The sequence below is a fragment of the Exiguobacterium sp. QJM3NY_9 genome (assembly GCF_056173545.1).
Window position 1 is genome coordinate 581680 of the sequence record NZ_CM149679.1, and the last position, 15438, is coordinate 597117.

Annotated in this window: 15 protein-coding genes; 9 read left to right on the forward strand and 6 right to left on the reverse strand. The window is 43.1% G+C overall.

The features are described 5' to 3' along the window. Window positions 1-139 precede the first annotated feature (139 nt). The 3 genes from AC0VYQ_RS02865 to AC0VYQ_RS02875 all read right to left on the reverse strand — a co-directional run bounded on the left by AC0VYQ_RS02865 (window position 140) and on the right by AC0VYQ_RS02875 (window position 4210). Entirely contained in the window at window positions 140-700 is a 561-nt protein-coding gene (locus AC0VYQ_RS02865; RefSeq protein ID WP_214802488.1) for a TetR/AcrR family transcriptional regulator, read from the reverse strand. Next, complete coding sequence (locus AC0VYQ_RS02870; protein WP_214845868.1) at window positions 687-3044, reverse strand: YhgE/Pip domain-containing protein; 2358 nt, start codon at window positions 3042-3044, stop codon at window positions 687-689. The genes AC0VYQ_RS02865 and AC0VYQ_RS02870 overlap by 14 nt, the downstream gene beginning before the upstream one ends. A 200-nt stretch (window positions 3045-3244) precedes the next feature. Next, a complete protein-coding gene (locus tag AC0VYQ_RS02875) occupies window positions 3245-4210 on the reverse strand; it encodes a quinone oxidoreductase family protein (protein ID WP_475404216.1) in 966 nt (321 codons plus the stop codon). Window positions 4211-4311: 101 nt separating this feature from the next. Between AC0VYQ_RS02875 and yidD the strand changes: the two genes are divergently transcribed. After that, entirely contained in the window at window positions 4312-4596 is a 285-nt protein-coding gene (yidD, locus tag AC0VYQ_RS02880) for a membrane protein insertion efficiency factor YidD (protein ID WP_088836338.1), read from the forward strand. A 443-nt stretch (window positions 4597-5039) separates the two neighbouring features. On the opposite strand, the gene AC0VYQ_RS02885 is transcribed toward yidD, so the two are convergent. Continuing rightward, window positions 5040-5429: a tautomerase family protein gene (locus tag AC0VYQ_RS02885; RefSeq protein ID WP_088836339.1), complete on the reverse strand. Its 390-nt coding sequence runs from the start codon at window positions 5427-5429 to the stop codon at window positions 5040-5042. A gap of 60 nt (window positions 5430-5489) precedes the next feature. Next, window positions 5490-6974, reverse strand: a complete 1485-nt coding sequence (locus AC0VYQ_RS02890; RefSeq protein ID WP_475404217.1) for an aldehyde dehydrogenase family protein — start codon at window positions 6972-6974, stop codon at window positions 5490-5492. A 193-nt stretch (window positions 6975-7167) separates the two neighbouring features. Between AC0VYQ_RS02890 and AC0VYQ_RS02895 the strand changes: the two genes are divergently transcribed. The 6 genes from AC0VYQ_RS02895 (at window position 7168) to AC0VYQ_RS02920 (ending at window position 11754) form a co-directional block, all read left to right on the forward strand. Then, window positions 7168-8373: a DUF2254 domain-containing protein gene (locus AC0VYQ_RS02895; RefSeq protein WP_214893784.1), complete on the forward strand. Its 1206-nt coding sequence runs from the start codon at window positions 7168-7170 to the stop codon at window positions 8371-8373. Window positions 8374-8434: 61 nt separating this feature from the next. Next, on the forward strand, window positions 8435-8917 hold the full coding sequence (locus AC0VYQ_RS02900; protein WP_214893785.1) for a DUF456 domain-containing protein: 483 nt from the start codon (window positions 8435-8437) through the stop codon (window positions 8915-8917). A 182-nt stretch (window positions 8918-9099) separates the two neighbouring features. Next, entirely contained in the window at window positions 9100-10443 is a 1344-nt protein-coding gene (locus AC0VYQ_RS02905; protein ID WP_214893861.1) for a hemolysin family protein, read from the forward strand. Window positions 10444-10582: 139 nt separating this feature from the next. Further along, window positions 10583-11023: an organic hydroperoxide resistance protein gene (locus AC0VYQ_RS02910; RefSeq protein ID WP_475404218.1), complete on the forward strand. Its 441-nt coding sequence runs from the start codon at window positions 10583-10585 to the stop codon at window positions 11021-11023. A 24-nt stretch (window positions 11024-11047) separates the two neighbouring features. Continuing rightward, on the forward strand, window positions 11048-11215 hold the full coding sequence (locus AC0VYQ_RS02915) for a hypothetical protein (RefSeq protein WP_475404219.1): 168 nt from the start codon (window positions 11048-11050) through the stop codon (window positions 11213-11215). 26 nt (window positions 11216-11241) lie between these two features. Further along, window positions 11242-11754, forward strand: a complete 513-nt coding sequence (locus AC0VYQ_RS02920; protein WP_475404220.1) for a type 1 glutamine amidotransferase domain-containing protein — start codon at window positions 11242-11244, stop codon at window positions 11752-11754. Between the two features lie 53 nt (window positions 11755-11807). On the opposite strand, the gene AC0VYQ_RS02925 is transcribed toward AC0VYQ_RS02920, so the two are convergent. Continuing rightward, complete coding sequence (locus AC0VYQ_RS02925; protein ID WP_029332666.1) at window positions 11808-12215, reverse strand: VOC family protein; 408 nt, start codon at window positions 12213-12215, stop codon at window positions 11808-11810. A gap of 260 nt (window positions 12216-12475) precedes the next feature. Between AC0VYQ_RS02925 and AC0VYQ_RS02930 the strand changes: the two genes are divergently transcribed. After that, entirely contained in the window at window positions 12476-13933 is a 1458-nt protein-coding gene (locus AC0VYQ_RS02930) for a murein hydrolase activator EnvC family protein (RefSeq protein ID WP_475404221.1), read from the forward strand. A 204-nt stretch (window positions 13934-14137) separates the two neighbouring features. Further along, window positions 14138-15412 carry a murein hydrolase activator EnvC family protein gene (locus AC0VYQ_RS02935; RefSeq protein WP_475404222.1) on the forward strand — a complete coding sequence of 425 codons (1275 nt, stop codon included), beginning with the start codon at window positions 14138-14140 and terminating at the stop codon, window positions 15410-15412. Window positions 15413-15438 lie beyond the last annotated feature (26 nt).

Sequence of the window (15438 nt, forward strand, 5' to 3'; positions counted from 1 at the left end):
AAGAAGCTGTATCAAAATGTTTTCTTGTTCAGGACGATGAAAAAGACATACCATTTAGTCAAACGGCATGCCAGTAAGAAAGCGGTACTAGACAAAAAAAGAATGACTCTTCCTTAACAGGAGAAGTCATTCTTTTTGGTTACAGTAGCTTGAGCATGGCTTGACTGATGATTTTTAGGTCAAGCTCATCGCCGATCAATGGCCATTCGGCAATCAAAGCGATATACGTTCGAAACAGTAGAAACGCTGTTACATCAATCGGGATTCCAGAGGAACTGACATCTAGCTCGAGGCGTGTTTCGAGTAAGTTTTTAATATAGTCAACAACATGTTTTTCAATGCGGGTCCGTAACTCCTGCATCTCTTGTAGTTTTAAGTTGTGCGTCTCTTCTGTAATTTTTAAGATGAATAAATGTTGCTGCTGATGATTAACGATTGCATCGATCATCGCCTGTTTATTGTCTTCCACGCTTGCACCTTCGACGTAAGCATTCTCAGCTTCAGTTCGCATCTCTTGTAACACGAAGGTTACAAGAGATTCAAACAAATCAAGCTTACTTTCGAACAGCTGATAAACAGTGGGTTTTCCAACATGGGCCCGCTTTGCAACTCGTTCAATCGTCGTTCCTTTATAACCGAGTTCAGAGAAACAATCCATTGCCGCGTTTAGGATGACTTGTTCTTTTTCATGCTGCGTCATGTGATTTTCTCGCTTTCGTCGAAAGCAAAATACGTTTAGCGCTTAAAGCACCTACGAAGACAAGTACTAACGCTCCGGCTAGAATCGATCCGAGGACTAGACTATTAGAAGCAAGAGCATCTGTGACACCGAGTCCAAGTGCTTCACGGAACCCACTGACTGAATACGTCATCGGTAGGAACGGGTGAATATACTGGAAGAAGCTTGGTGTCATTTCGACTGGGAACGTACCACCACTACCACCGATTTGAAGGAGTAATAGCAGGAACGCTGCGAATTGTCCAACGCGGCCAAATAACATCGTCAAAGCGAATAGCAAGGTAATGAACGTCATCCCGGTCAAGGCGGCGAAGCCATAAAGGGCCGGAACACTCGCGACAGTCGAATCGAGGACGTAAACGATAGCGGTCGCGGCGGCAACCCCTTGCAATGCACCGATTGGTAAAATCAATGAAAGTTTACCAACGAGGAAGCGCCATGATAACGTCTCTCCGTGTGCTGGACGAATTTGGTAGACCGAAGAGAACATCAATGCGCCTGCGAATAACGCGATACTTAAGATATAAGCAGACAGTCCGGAACCGTAGTTACTAACGGTCGAGTAGTCATGTTCTTTTAATACGACAGGCTCAGCGAGCATGTTGTCGCGATCGTTCGAAGGTTTGACCGTCGCATCTTTTGCACCTTTTCCAAGCTCATCTTTCAACGTTTTTGCTCCGTCAGCGAGTTTGGAGTTACCATCTGCTAAACGTGAAGCACCGTCTGTCAATTGACCGGCCCCAGATGAGAGTGCTACCGCACCGTCTGTCAGTTGACCAAGTCCTGAGTTCAGGCTTCCCATTGCCGTACTGGCATCGTTTGTACCAGTCGCAATTTTTTGGGCGCCGGCAGTTAACTGTGTACTACCGTCAGCTGCTTTATGAACACCATCTGTATACGTCGTTAAACCTTGGTTGAAATCAGTTTGACCTTGTTCCAAGTCTTTTGCACCTGAAAGCAGTTTGTTTTGACCTTGTTCCAAATCTTTTGCGCCTGAAAGTAATTTTACTAGACCATCATCAAGTTGCGAGACGGCAGATGCGATGTTTTGTCCACCGACTGCTAACTGATTAATTTTATCTGTCGCATTGTTGGCAGCAGCAAGACTAGCATCGAGAGCCGTTTCTTGTTGCGCGAGACTCTGAACATTCTGTTCCATCGTCGCGATCGATTCAAGTAACGTACTTTTTTCTTCTTCCGATAAATTCTCAGAAGAAGAAATGACCCCCTTGATTGTCGCGACATTAGCTTCAATTGCTTCACGCCGAGCGCTTAAATCTTGTTTTAAAGTTGCAGCGGCACTGTTCAAGTTTGTAATCGTCGCATCCACTTCCTGTGCTTTTTCATTCAGTTGATTGAGTCCGGCATTGAATTTCGGAAGATTGCTATCTAACTCTGATGCACCAGCAGAAGCACTCTCAATACCTTGACGCAGTTGAGTTGATCCGGCAGAAGCCGATTCAAGACCTTGACGAAGTTGAGTAGAGCCAGCTTGCAGGTCAGTTGATCCTTTAATGAGTTTACCGCTGTTGTCATCCAGTTGGTTCAGACCACTCGATAACTCACCAGATTTCTCAGCGAGCGTCTGAGCACCATCGTTAAGTGTGTTGAGACCTGTCGAGAGTTGAGACGAACCATCCGCTGCCTTGGCTAAGTTCGTTGACAAGTCGTTTGTACCATCTGTCAGTTTGCCGAGATTCGTCGTAAGCGTTTTGGCACCGTCTGTCGTTTTGTTGGCACCATCTTCAAGCTTCGATGAACCTTCTGAGGCATCTTCAAGACCTTGCGCGATTTTTTTAAGGGCTCCGAAGATGGCACTGCTGTATTGTTTCGTTACGGATTTTCGAATTTTTTCATTTAACTGTTTAGCGGCATTACTTGAAATCTGTGTCCCTGAGTAGTTCTTCGCAGGGTTCAAATAATACTCGAGTTCAATTTTTTTAGGATGTTCATCGAGTAAGGTTGTCGCATTCTTTGAAAAGTTTTTTGGAATGACGACCGTCATATAGATATCCCCGGAACGTAACTGTTTTTCGGCTTCTTTACTTGAAAGAAACTGCCAATCAAAGTCATCGTTCTTTTTTAATTTTTTGATGAATTGATCCCCGATATCAATTTTTTCACCTTCATACTTGATCGTCTTGTCTTCATTTACGATGGCCACTTTAATATCTTCTGTCTGACCGTACGGGTCCCAAAATGCAGATAGGAAAATGGAGTTGTAAAGAAAGGGAACAAGAATGATTGCCAAGATGACAATCACCATCATCGGGCTTTTTAATTTTTTCCATTCTGAGCGAAACATGAATATAAATCCCCTTTTGAAAACTTAAAACTTATTTGAGTTTTCGGTTTTGATGAGATTTACTTTACTCTCTTTCAGAATAGAAAGCAATTCATTTAATCAAATCTTTACTATTTTGTAATGACTGACTGTGATTGATTTTAAAAGAGATAATATTTAATGTAGGAAAAAATGAGACGTGCTTCAAAAAACGAGCGTCTTTAAGGAATCAAGAGGATTTTCCCTGTACTTTTTCGACTCTCAAGATAGTCATGGGCACATGCTCCCTCAGCGAGTGGGAATGAAGTTGGATCAGATACATGGAGCTGATTTGAAATCACCCAACTGAACAGCTCACCCGCCCGTCGAATCCGCTCTTCACGTGATGTGAGAACATTCCACAAATCACCGCCTGTAAGTGTTTTTGATGTATCCATTAAAAAGCGGGGGTCGACTGCGACGGGATCTCCACCGGCCATTCCGTAAAACACGACGGTTCCTCTTACTTTTGTGACGTCAAAACTGTTCATTAATGTTGTACCAATGGATTCATAGACGACATCGACACCACGATTATTCGTTACTGTCAGAATTTGCTCAACCCAGTCGTCCGAATAAAGAAAAACTTCTTCGCAACCATTTTCTTTTGCGATGAGTGCTTTTTCTTCGGAAGAGGTCAGCCCGATTGGAACGGCTCCATGCGAATGAACGATTTGAGTCAGCAGTTGTCCGACACCTCCAGCTGCTGCGTGAATCAAAACAAGATCGCGTGGTTGAATCGCGTAGCTGTCACGTGTCAGGTAATGGGCTGTCAATCCTTGTAGGAGCAGGGAAGCACCGACTTCAAAAGAGATTTCATCGGGAAGCGGGATGACACGGTCGGATGGAGCGGCAACCTGTTCTGCGTTCGCATTCGGTACATCGGCAAAGGCAACACGCTGACCGACGTTAAGTCCGGAAACGTCTTCCCCGATCTGAGTGATGATACCAGCACCCTCATATCCTAAAATGTAGGGAGCGGCTCCTTCTAAGTGATAATTACCTTTTCGGCGGTAGATGTCAGCAAAATTAAGACCGATTGCTTTCATTTCAATTAAGACCTCGTGAGATTGGATAATGGGAGCAGGAACTTCTTGATACGTGAGGACGGAGGAGTCTCCGAATGAACTGAACGTAAGAGCCTTCATATGAAACACATCCTTTTAGTAGTAATGGATTTAACTATAGATCATCTAAACTGATATAAGTGCAGGAATGCGTTAAAATGAAAAAAAGAGGGTGAAGTATTATGAAAAAAGTTATGCTTGGTGGCATTCATTTCTATCAAAAAGTGATTTCTCCGATGAAGCCGGCGACATGTCGCTTTTATCCGACGTGCTCGCATTACGGAAAAGAAGCAATTGAACAGCATGGTGCCATGAAAGGTGGATACTTGACGACACGTCGCCTGTTACGTTGCCAACCGTTCCACCCGGGTGGACTCGACTTTGTTCCGGAAACGTTTAGTTGGAAAGCACCGCTGCAGCGAGAGAATCCAAAAGAACGAGAGAATGATGAAGAAACGGTTGATTGAGAGCGGTCTCTGATTTTACATGCGAACGGTTGAGATGGATGATTCATACAAGTAAAAAGACCTAATTTCCTTTTAGGAATTAGGCCAACTTGTAGACAATGTGCTATCGGGAAATCAAGCGTCTTTTTCGTTGCTTTCCCCGTAGGAGTCAACGAAACGTGACGCTTTTTAGGGAATAGCGTGACGGAAATCCAGTCATGCAGACGGTTTAGAGCGCAATCCGTCTCGCATCGCTTATGAAGCGAAAAGCAATCGGTCGCGACCCTGCAGTTTTGCTGTAGTGGCGCGGAAGATTGCCGCTTTAAAGACGAGGCGAGACAGGAAAGCGCGAACGGATTGCCTCTTGTTATAACATGTTCACGCTTCATAAGAGTTTGTCTACACGTTGACCTAATTCCATTTTAGGAATTAGGGCTTTTTTGATGAAATAAGGTATTTGGAATTTACAACTTTCCGGTTAAGAATTGTGCCTCGCCCATTCCGAAACTCCAGTCAGCGGCGTCGTTTTCAACGATTGACACCATCAAGTCACTTGGTGCGAGACCGCAGTTTGCTTCAAGTCGTTCCGCGAGTAAGCGATAGAGTTTTTGTTTTTTCTCCTGTGTCCGCGATTTACTCGTGACACTAATCAAAACAAGGTTTCGTGTCCGTTCGAAACCGAGTCCTGTATCTTGAATAATCATCTCGTGTTCTTTATGCGTGTGAACGATTTGGTAACGATCGCGTTCCGGTACATCAAAAGCTTCGACCATCGCATCATGCGCTGTATCGAGGAGCACCTTTAATTCTTCTTCATTTCGTCCTTCAATCACATCAAAACGTAATAGTGGCATTATGAACACTCCTTTTAGATAGTATGTAAAAAAATGCGGGCAATGCCCGCATTTTTTATTTTATTCGAAGAATGGTTTGTATTGGCGACGTTCGTGCATGACAGATACCCATTGAACCGTTGAGAACTCTTCGAGTACCCATTCACCGTTGAAACGACCAAGACCTGAGTCTTTTTCGCCACCGAACGGCATATGTGGTTCATCGTTGACGGACTGGTCATTGATGTGAATCATTCCTGTTTCAACTTGAAGCGCAAATTCAGTCGCGCGTTCAATTGAAGAACCATGAACGGCACCGCTTAACCCGTATGGGAGTGAGTTTGCGAGTTCAAGCGCATGTTCGCCATCTTTGAACGGGATGATGACTGCGACAGGTCCGAAGATTTCGTTTTTAGCGAGTGGCATATCGTTCGTTACACCAGTCACGACCGTTGGTGCGATGACATTCCCGTTTGCTTCACCACCGACACGAACTGTAGCACCTGCAGCTTTTGTTTTTTCGATATCTTCCATAATACGATCGACTTGTGATTGATTAATCAATGGACCGACTTGTGTACGGTCTTTTGATGGATCGCCGAATTGTAGTTCTTTAACACGAGCGACGTATTTTTCAACGAATTCATCATGAATCGAATCTGCGACAAGAATTCGGTTCGTTGACATACAAATCTGACCTTGGTGGTAGAATTTGCTGTAGACAGCAGATTCGACGGCACGATCGAGATCAGCATCGTCAAGAACGACGAAGACATTGTTACCACCGAGTTCCAATGCAGTTTTCTTCAGGTGTTTCCCAGCAAGTTCACCGATATGGCGACCAACTTCAGTAGAACCTGTGAATGAGATTAAACGAGGAACTGGGTGTTCAACGATTGAATCGCCGATTTCAGAACCGCGACCGACGATGACGTTCAAGACACCTTTTGGAAGACCGGCTTTTTCAAACAGGCTTGCGAAGATTAACCCACCTGAGACGGGTGTATCAGTCGCTGGTTTGACGACGACTGCATTCCCGATTGCGATTGCCGTTGCGATCGAGCGGACCGCTAAGTGGAATGGGAAGTTCCAAGGGCTGATAACGCCGATAACGCCGAGCGCTTTGCGGTAGATGCGATTTTCTTTGCCTGGTACGACAGATGGGCGAATTTCACCATGCATCCGAAGTGGGAACGTTGCTGCTTCTTTAACGATTAAAACGGAAGCAAGGAATTCACCTTCAGCTTTAATTCGTGTACTACCTGATTCTTTAATTAACCAATCGATGATTGTTTCTTTTTCTTCGTACATGACTTTCAAGAACTGTTCAATCAATCCTTGGCGTTTAAGAGCCGGTGTTTTTGCCCACTCTTTTTGAGCGATTTTCGCTGCTTGATAAGCTTCGTCCAAATCGTCATTGTTTGCAGCTGAAATTTCAAATAGTGTTTCCCCTGTGAAAGGATTCGTATTTTCCATGTTGCTGTCACTTGCGCCTTTGCGCCACTGACCATCGATGAAGATTTTTGTGAAATCAGTTTTCAGAACGTTCTCGTTTGTCTGTTGCATGACTTTTCATCTCCAATTCTTTTTGATAACAATTAAGTTATTCACGTTATGAAAAGAAGTAAAACACAATCTGACACTTTCACAAAATAAAGTGACTCAGCTTTTATTGAAAAAGAAGAATGATAAAGGTTTCACTAGATGAAGAAACAGGAATTAAAAAATATAGCAATATATCAAGAATGGAGTTGGGTTGATGAAGCGATTGAAGCTGATTTATCAAGAGACAAACTGGTGGTGGCCCTTGTTATATGGGGTAGGTGGTGCCTTGTTGACGGCATGTGTCCTCGCGACTGATTTATATTTAAAAAACTACTTTCCGGATGATTGGAAAACAACGCTCGATTTAGGAAGAACGATTCATAGTTCTGTCTTTGCTGGTTTGTTGACGATGATGACGTTTACCTTCTCGACAATCTTAGTCGTCTTGACGACCTATTCATCACAGTTCTCACCACGAACATTACCGAACTTCATCGAAAATCGACAAGTTCAACATATTTTCGGAATCTTTATCGGGGCAGTTACGTATTCGATTACGATGTTGTTTTTCGTCCGTCCTTCTTTACGAGGAAGTGTCGTTGCTTCTGCCGTTGCTGTTCTCGTCGTCTTAATTTCAATCATTGCTTTCGTTGCTTTCATCCATATCGTTAGCCAATCGATTCGTGTGACGACATTACTGGATCGTTTGCACCGGGAAGGCATTCAATTGATAGAGGAACAAATTGATAATTTGAAAGCGGAAAAACATCATTTTATTTCTGATGGTTATGATTCGCTACAATATCCAATCGTCGCGTCAGAGTCTGGTTACTTGCAATTGCTTGATTACGGTGCATTGGCGAAAGAAGGAATGAATATTCAAGTCGATGTCACGATTGGGAGTTATGTGACACAAGGACAAGCGATTGGTACTGCAAACGAAGAAGGTGTGGAATCAGGAATCATCATTGGACCAACACGTTCTTCCGTGCAAGATTTTACGTTTGTCATCCAAAAGTTATCTGAAGTCGGGTTACGCGCAATTTCTCCGGGGATTAACGACCCGAATACGGCGCGACACGCGCTTCGACAAATCGGTGACCTGCTACGCAATTTTGCGATGCTTCCGGATGGCAGTCTGTTAATCGGCGGCGAAGGCTCTGTCATCGTTAAACGCGTTACTTTCTCGGAATTACTATACGAGACGTTTTATCAACTGCGACACTACGGACAAGAAGATATTTCTGTGCTTGCAACGATGCTAGAGTCACTCGAGAGCGCGAAACGAAATGCCTTGTCCGAACATCGGGCAACGATTCAAACGTTTATCCCGTTCGTTTGTTCAGAATTGGATTGGTCTTCTTTAAATGACTGGGATCGTGTGCATCTGGAAAAGGTCTTAGAAAAAGCGCTTGCTTGAAACTTAATTCGTGCCTTGCGCGTAAATTAGGAGGAGAGAACAAAGAAAGTGGGAGATATGTATGACGATTTTACTTTGGATTCTGATTGCGGTCTGTTTCATAGCTAGTTTTGTAGGACTTGTTTATCCAATCATTCCAAGTGCACCGTTACTCATCGTCGGTTTTTTGATATATGGATTTGGTTTCGGGTTTACCGAGTTAACGATTAGTTTTTGGCTCATTCAGTCGGTATTTATCATTTTATTATTCACGCTCGACTATTTAGTAAGTTCTTACACAGTCGATCGGCGTGGTGGATCACGTGCGGCTAAAATTGCAACGACAGTCGGATTGATTGCAGGACCGTTCATTATTCCTGGTGTGGGTCTGTTGATTTTCCCGTTTGTTTTCGCAATCTTAACAGAAAAAATCATCAGTAAAAAGACGTGGAATGAATCAATGTCGATTGGTATCGGAACGGTTTTAGGCATTTTATCAAGTGCATTATTAAAAGGGATTGCCATGCTCTTAATGATTGTCGTCTTTATGTTGTACATTGTTTGACCTAAAAGCAAAGGTTGCTTCAAGTACACATTTAGTGTAAGTTCCGTTATAGTATGAATATAAAAAAGAGGAGAAGCTTATTTTTATAAAAGCTTCTTTTTTATGCAAAAGCTCAAGCTGAGCTTAATTAAATGGAGGTGAATCCCCTTCTCTTGGGGAAACGATTGGACAGTACACATGCAATGGAGACATTCGACACAACAACGATTATTATCAGGCTTCTCATTATTGGATTATTAATTGTTTTGACAGCATTTTTTGTAGCGGCAGAGTTCTCGGTCGTGAAAATGCGGATGTCTCGAATCGATCAATTGATTACAGAGGGCAATAAAACAGCGGTCATTGCCAAAAAATTATTGGAAAACCTCGATTATTATTTATCAGCGTGTCAATTAGGGATTACGGTGACAGCACTTGGTCTAGGGTGGCTAGGAGAGTCGACAGTAGGTGCAATCCTAGAAATGCTCTTCGCAGAGATTGCGTTACCTGATTCAATTTCTACGATTGTTTCGTTTGTCTTAGCCTTTTCAATCGTCACATTCCTTCATGTTGTTTTAGGTGAGTTAGCGCCAAAGTCGTTAGCAATCCAAAAAACAGAAGCGATTACGATGTTGCTTGCACCACCCCTTTATTGGTTTGGTCAAGTGATGAAGCCGTTCATCTGGATTTTAAATGGATCAGCGCGAGTCTTCCTGCGCTTGTTCGGTGTAGAGCCGGCAGGGCATGAAGAAGCACACTCGGAAGAAGAAATTAAAATTATCATGACACAAAGTTATAAGAGTGGTGAAATCAACCAGACGGAACTGTCTTACATGCAGAACATTTTTTCTTTTGACGAACGGATCGCAAAAGACATCATGTTGCCGCGAACAGATTTGATTACCATCTCCAATGATGCGTCGATGGATGAAATCATCGCGCTTGTCGAAGAATATCAGTTCACACGCTATCCGGTCGCAGAGGAAGGGGACAAGGATAAAATCCTCGGTTTCATCAATGCGAAGCAACTCTTTACTGATCACATGGCAAACAAAGGGAAGGCGTTAAGTTATTACGTGCATAATTTGCCGATTGTTTCAGAGTATTCACCTTTGCAAGATGCGATGTTGAAAATGCAAGTCGAACGAACACCGATGGCTTTAGTCATCGATGAGTATGGTGGTACTGCCGGTGTCATCACGATGGAAGACATATTAGAAGAAATCGTCGGTGAGATTCGTGATGAATTCGATAAAGATGAGAAAGCCGACATCGAACAAATTCATGAGCGACTGTATCGAATTTCTGGACGTGTCCTAATCGATGACTTGAACGAACGGTTTAACCTCGGAATCGAGGAAGAAGATATCGATACAATCGGCGGTTGGGTGATGGCGCAAGATACGGAAGTGTCGAGCGGTCAAGAGTTCCGTTATGAAGACTATACGGTCAAAGTGATGGAAGTCGATAATCACCAAGTAAAATCGATTTATCTACAACTCCCTGAAAAAGAATCCACTACACCAACTGAAGAAGAAATTATGTAAAACAAGGCGCCCACAGGGTGACCTTGTTTTTTTCTTGATAAAAGGCGTAGAGAATTTGTTTATACTCGGGCAGTCAGTGGTATTACTGTTTATGTGGCAAAAAAAGTTACTCAAACCAGAGGAAAAGGGGTTCTATTTCATGACTAAAACAATTCTTACTTCACGCGCGGCGGCAGTAGGGGGCCGTGATGGAAAAGTCTCTTCTGACGATAACGTCATTAATTTAGATTTAGTAATGCCTGGTACAAAAGGTAAAGAAGATATTCCGACATCAAACCCAGAGCAACTATTCGCAGCAGGATACGCGGCATGTTTCGATGGTGCATATAACTTAATGGCACGCCAAGCAAAAAAACGTGTCGAAACACGGACGAACTCGGAAGTGAGTCTTTTACAAGACGAAGCAGATAACGGCGTTAAAATCGCAGCTAAACTTGTTGTAGAAGTCGTCGGCGTCTCGCAAGACGAAGCAGAAGAATTACTTGAAAAAGCGCACGGATTCTGCCCATACTCTAAAGCAACACGCGGCAACATCGATGTCGATCTATCTGTCAAAGTAGTCGACGCACTTAGCGAATAAGGTTTCGTAGCGGAGGGATTCATGATGGCAAATGATACGGATCGTTCACGTGAGTTACTAGAAAATGAACGTAAGCGTCTGACGGAACAAGAGCGTGAATTATCGCCAGAACAGCAAGAAGAGGTGCTTAAAGGCAAAGAGCAAATGCCGGATGATCCAGCTATAGCAAGAGATCAAGCGCAAGATAACTGATTTTCATAACTTGGGGGATGATTTTAATGGGTAAAAAAGTAGCAGTCGTACTCGCGGACCATTTCGAAGATGTTGAGTTCACAGGACCAGTCGACGCATTAAAAGAGGCAGGTCATGAAGTGACAGTCATCGGTTCAGAAAAAGGCGCAGAACTCGTTGGTAAACAAGAAGAAGCGAAAGTCTCTGTTGATGTAACAATTGATCAAACATCACCGGCAGACTATGATGCGCTGTTGATTCCGGGTGGATTTTCACCAGATTTATTACGTGAAGACGAACGTTTTGTCTCTTTCGTAGAAGAGTTCGATATGTCGAAGAAACCAGTCTTCGCGATTTGTCATGGTCCACAATTAATGATTAACGCTAAAATCGTTAAGGGGCGCAAGATGACAGGGTATAAATCAATTCGAATCGATTTAGAAAATGCTGGGGTTGATTTCGAAGACACAGAAGTCGTCGTCGATGATAACTTCGTCTCGAGTCGTCAACCAGATGATATTCCGGCGTTCAACCGTGAGATGTTAGCGAAGCTCGCATAAGTTCATGCAAAACAAATCCCCTTCACAGGTCGTGAAGGGGATTTGTTTTTGCGTTAAGCGTTTGGGTAATCGCAAAGCTCAGTGATGACCCCGTGTGAATGCCTCGGATTCATGTAAATCAAACGACGGCCAAAAGGCGTTGACCGGTACGTATCTTCGAGGAACGTAAGTCCCTGTTCTTTTGCATCGAGAATCGCTTGATCTAAATCGTCAACGCGGTAGGCGATGTGATGTACCCCTTTACCGCGTTGTTTTAAGAAACGAGCGATTGGACTGTCAGCGCTTGTTGGTGTCAGTAGTTCAATGTGTGCATCTTCAAATTCAATGACAGCGATATTCGATGCCACGCCTGGAGCGGGGTTTGAATATTCACGGACTAATTTCCCGCCTAAAATTGTTGTATAAAAAGTAATGGCTTCTTGCATATCACGGACGGCAATTCCAGTATGATCAAGTTTCACTATAATTCCTCCCTTACACCACTAGTGTGCCAAAACTTCTCTCAAGGTGCAAAGCGCAGGCATTTTCACTAAAGGAGCTTCATCGTATTACATAATTAACCAACAAACTTATACAAAATGAAATCTCACTGAAATATAATAGAGGCAAAATGAATGCTATAATCAAAAACGTTCTTATAAAATTTAAACATTAAAATGAAATTTAAATAAAGCATACTTTTGACTACGATAAAATTATAGAGAAAAAGAGGGAATACTACATGAAAAAAACGTTCGCGTCGCTCATCGTTTCCGCACTTGTCCTTTCATCAACTCCTCATTTTGCATCAGCAGATGATTTAAGTGAACAAAAAGCCAAAAACGAACAAAAGCAACAAGAAAACCAAAATACACAAAAAAATCTTGAGTCTTCTGTGAATCATGAAGGTGAGAAAATTTCGAAGACACAACAAGAAGTGAATCGTTTAGACGAAGCATTGAATGAAAAAATGTTTGCCGTCGAAGCAAAAGATCGTCAAATCAAGGCGACAGAAGCTGAAATCGTCGAACTTGGTAAGCAAATCGAAAAATATAAAGCCAAGCTGAAACGTCAAGAAGAATTGCTCGGCGATCGTTTACGTGTCATGCAAGAAAATGATGGTAATTCGATTAAATGGGAAGAAGTCATCTTTGGTTCAAAAGATGTCGGAGATCTCGTCAGCCGTGTGCTAGCCGGGAAATCCATCTCACAACAAGATGATAAGATGATTACGGATTACCGGAACACGCAAAAGAAATTAGCGAATGCCCAAGCAGAACTTAAAGATAAAAAAGCAAAGCTTGTGACAGAGAAAAAAGAATTAAAACGTCAACAGGCAGAGCTCGAACAACAAATCAGTGAACGAAACAAACGCATTAAAGAACTTAAGAAGCAAAAAAAGAAATTTGAGACACAGTTGATGGACGCGAAAGAAGTTCAACAAATCTTGATTGCGCAAGAAAAAGCAATCGCGGCAGAAAAAGCGGCACGTGAACGTGAAGCACGGATTGAAAAAGAGCGCAAAGCACAAGAAGCACGAGAAGCAAAAGCCCGTGCTGAAGCTCAAGCGGCACAAGCAGCAGCCGATCAGGCAGCGGCAGAAAAGGCAGCAGCTGAGCAAGCTGCTGCAGAAAAAGCGGCAGCCGAGCAAGCTGCAAAACAAGCAGCGCGTCAAAAAGCAACAACGAATTCAACAAAACAATCAACGCCGGCACCAGCACCTGTAGCACCAAAACCAGCACCAATAGCACCGAAGCCAGCTCCGGCTCCGGCTCCAGTTGCATCTTCAGCATTGTTCATTCATCCGACAAGTGGTGCGACTACACAGGGATACGGCTCAGCAAGTGGTGAAAATGGGTACGGATTCCATAATGGAATCGACTTTGGTGCACCGGTTGGAACACCAATCGTCGCAGCAGCAACAGGAACTGTCATTACGGCTTCTAGCAGTGGTCCTTACGGGAATCACATCATGATTGCTCACCAATTGAACGGAAAAACGTATACGACGGTTTACGCGCACATGAGTTCATTGAATGCGCGTGCAGGACAACGTGTCAGCCAGGGACAACAAATCGGTGCACTTGGTAGCACGGGTAACTCGACTGGACCACACCTACACTTCGAAATTCATGTCGGCGGTTATATCTACAGCGGAACAGGCCCTGCAAATAGTGTTAATCCTATGTCAATGTTATAAAATCGTAAAAGAACCTCTACATTGTAGAGGTTCTTTTTTTATATAGTTTGAATAATTAGTTGTTATATTACAAAATAACGTTTTCATTTGAAACGTAAATGAAATTTTTCTGAAACTATTACGGTGCTATAATCAATTTCAGATAGTTTTACTACGAAACATGACTTCAAAAATCGAATTCATACATAAGCGAGGAACTCACATATGCTAAAAAAGTTATTTTCTACCGTACTATTAGGGACGTTATTATTGACGAACACCCCAATCACTCAAGCGGCTACAATCAAAGAAAAGAAAGCAGATAATGCAGCTGAACAACGTAAACTAGAAAAATCAATCAAAAAACAAGAATCTAAAATTTCAAAAGAGCAACGTCAAATCAATGCGATTGATGCAGCAATCAATGAAAATATTTTTCGTGTCTCAGAAAAAAATAAACAGATTCGTCAGTTGAATGAACGAATTGAAGAGCTTGAGGCAGACATTATTCATTATGAAGAAATGTTAAAACGCCAGGAAGAGCTGTTAGGAGACCGCCTTCGTGTGCTTCAAGAAAATGATGGGAATTCTATTAAATGGGAAGAAGTCATTTTTGGTTCGAAAGATCTTGGCGATCTCTTTAGTCGTGTGATGGCAGGGAAAAAAATTGCTGAACAAGATGACAAGATGATTTCTGCTTACCTTGAAACGCAAAAAAAATTAGCGGATGCTAAAGCGACGCTCGTGGATAAAAAGGAAGAGCGAGTGAAAGAAAAAGAAGCCCTTTTGGTTCAAAAAAAGGAACTCAAACAGCAAATGAAAGCGCGTAGTGAAACCTTAAAAAAACTACGTCAAGGTAAAACAAAATTTACGACAAAACTTCTGAATGCGAAAGAACTTCAAGCGACATTAGAAGCGCAAGAACGTGCGATTGCGGCAGCAAAGGCAGCTGCTAAAGTAGCAGCGGAAAAGGCAGCAGCTGAAAAAGCGGCAGCGGAAAAGGCGGCGAAAGCGGCGGAAAAAAACAACGCCGGGACGTCTAAGAAGGTCGTAAGTGCTACGCCAGTCGCTAGTGTTCCGAGCGGTTCGGCGCAGTTCGTTCGCCCTGCGTCAGGAAGTGTTTCACAAGGATTCGGACCAGCGAGTGGTGCAAATGGGTATACTTTCCATAATGGTGTCGACTTTAGAGGGCCAGTCGGATCATCAATCGTCGCAGCAGCTTCAGGAACGGTCATCACAGCAGGAAGCGGTGGACCGTACGGAAATCACGTGATGATTTCACATTTCTTGAATGGGAAAGTGTATACAACAGTTTACGCGCACATGAATTCATTATCAGTTCATGCTGGACAAACGGTCTCGCAAGGACAACAAATCGGTACGCTCGGAAATACGGGAAACTCGACGGGCGCACATCTTCATTTTGAATTGCATATTGGTGGTTACCAATACAGTGCGACAGGACCAGCTAATACAGTTAATCCATTAGCATACTTATAAAAACGAGCTTCGGCTCGTTTTTTTTA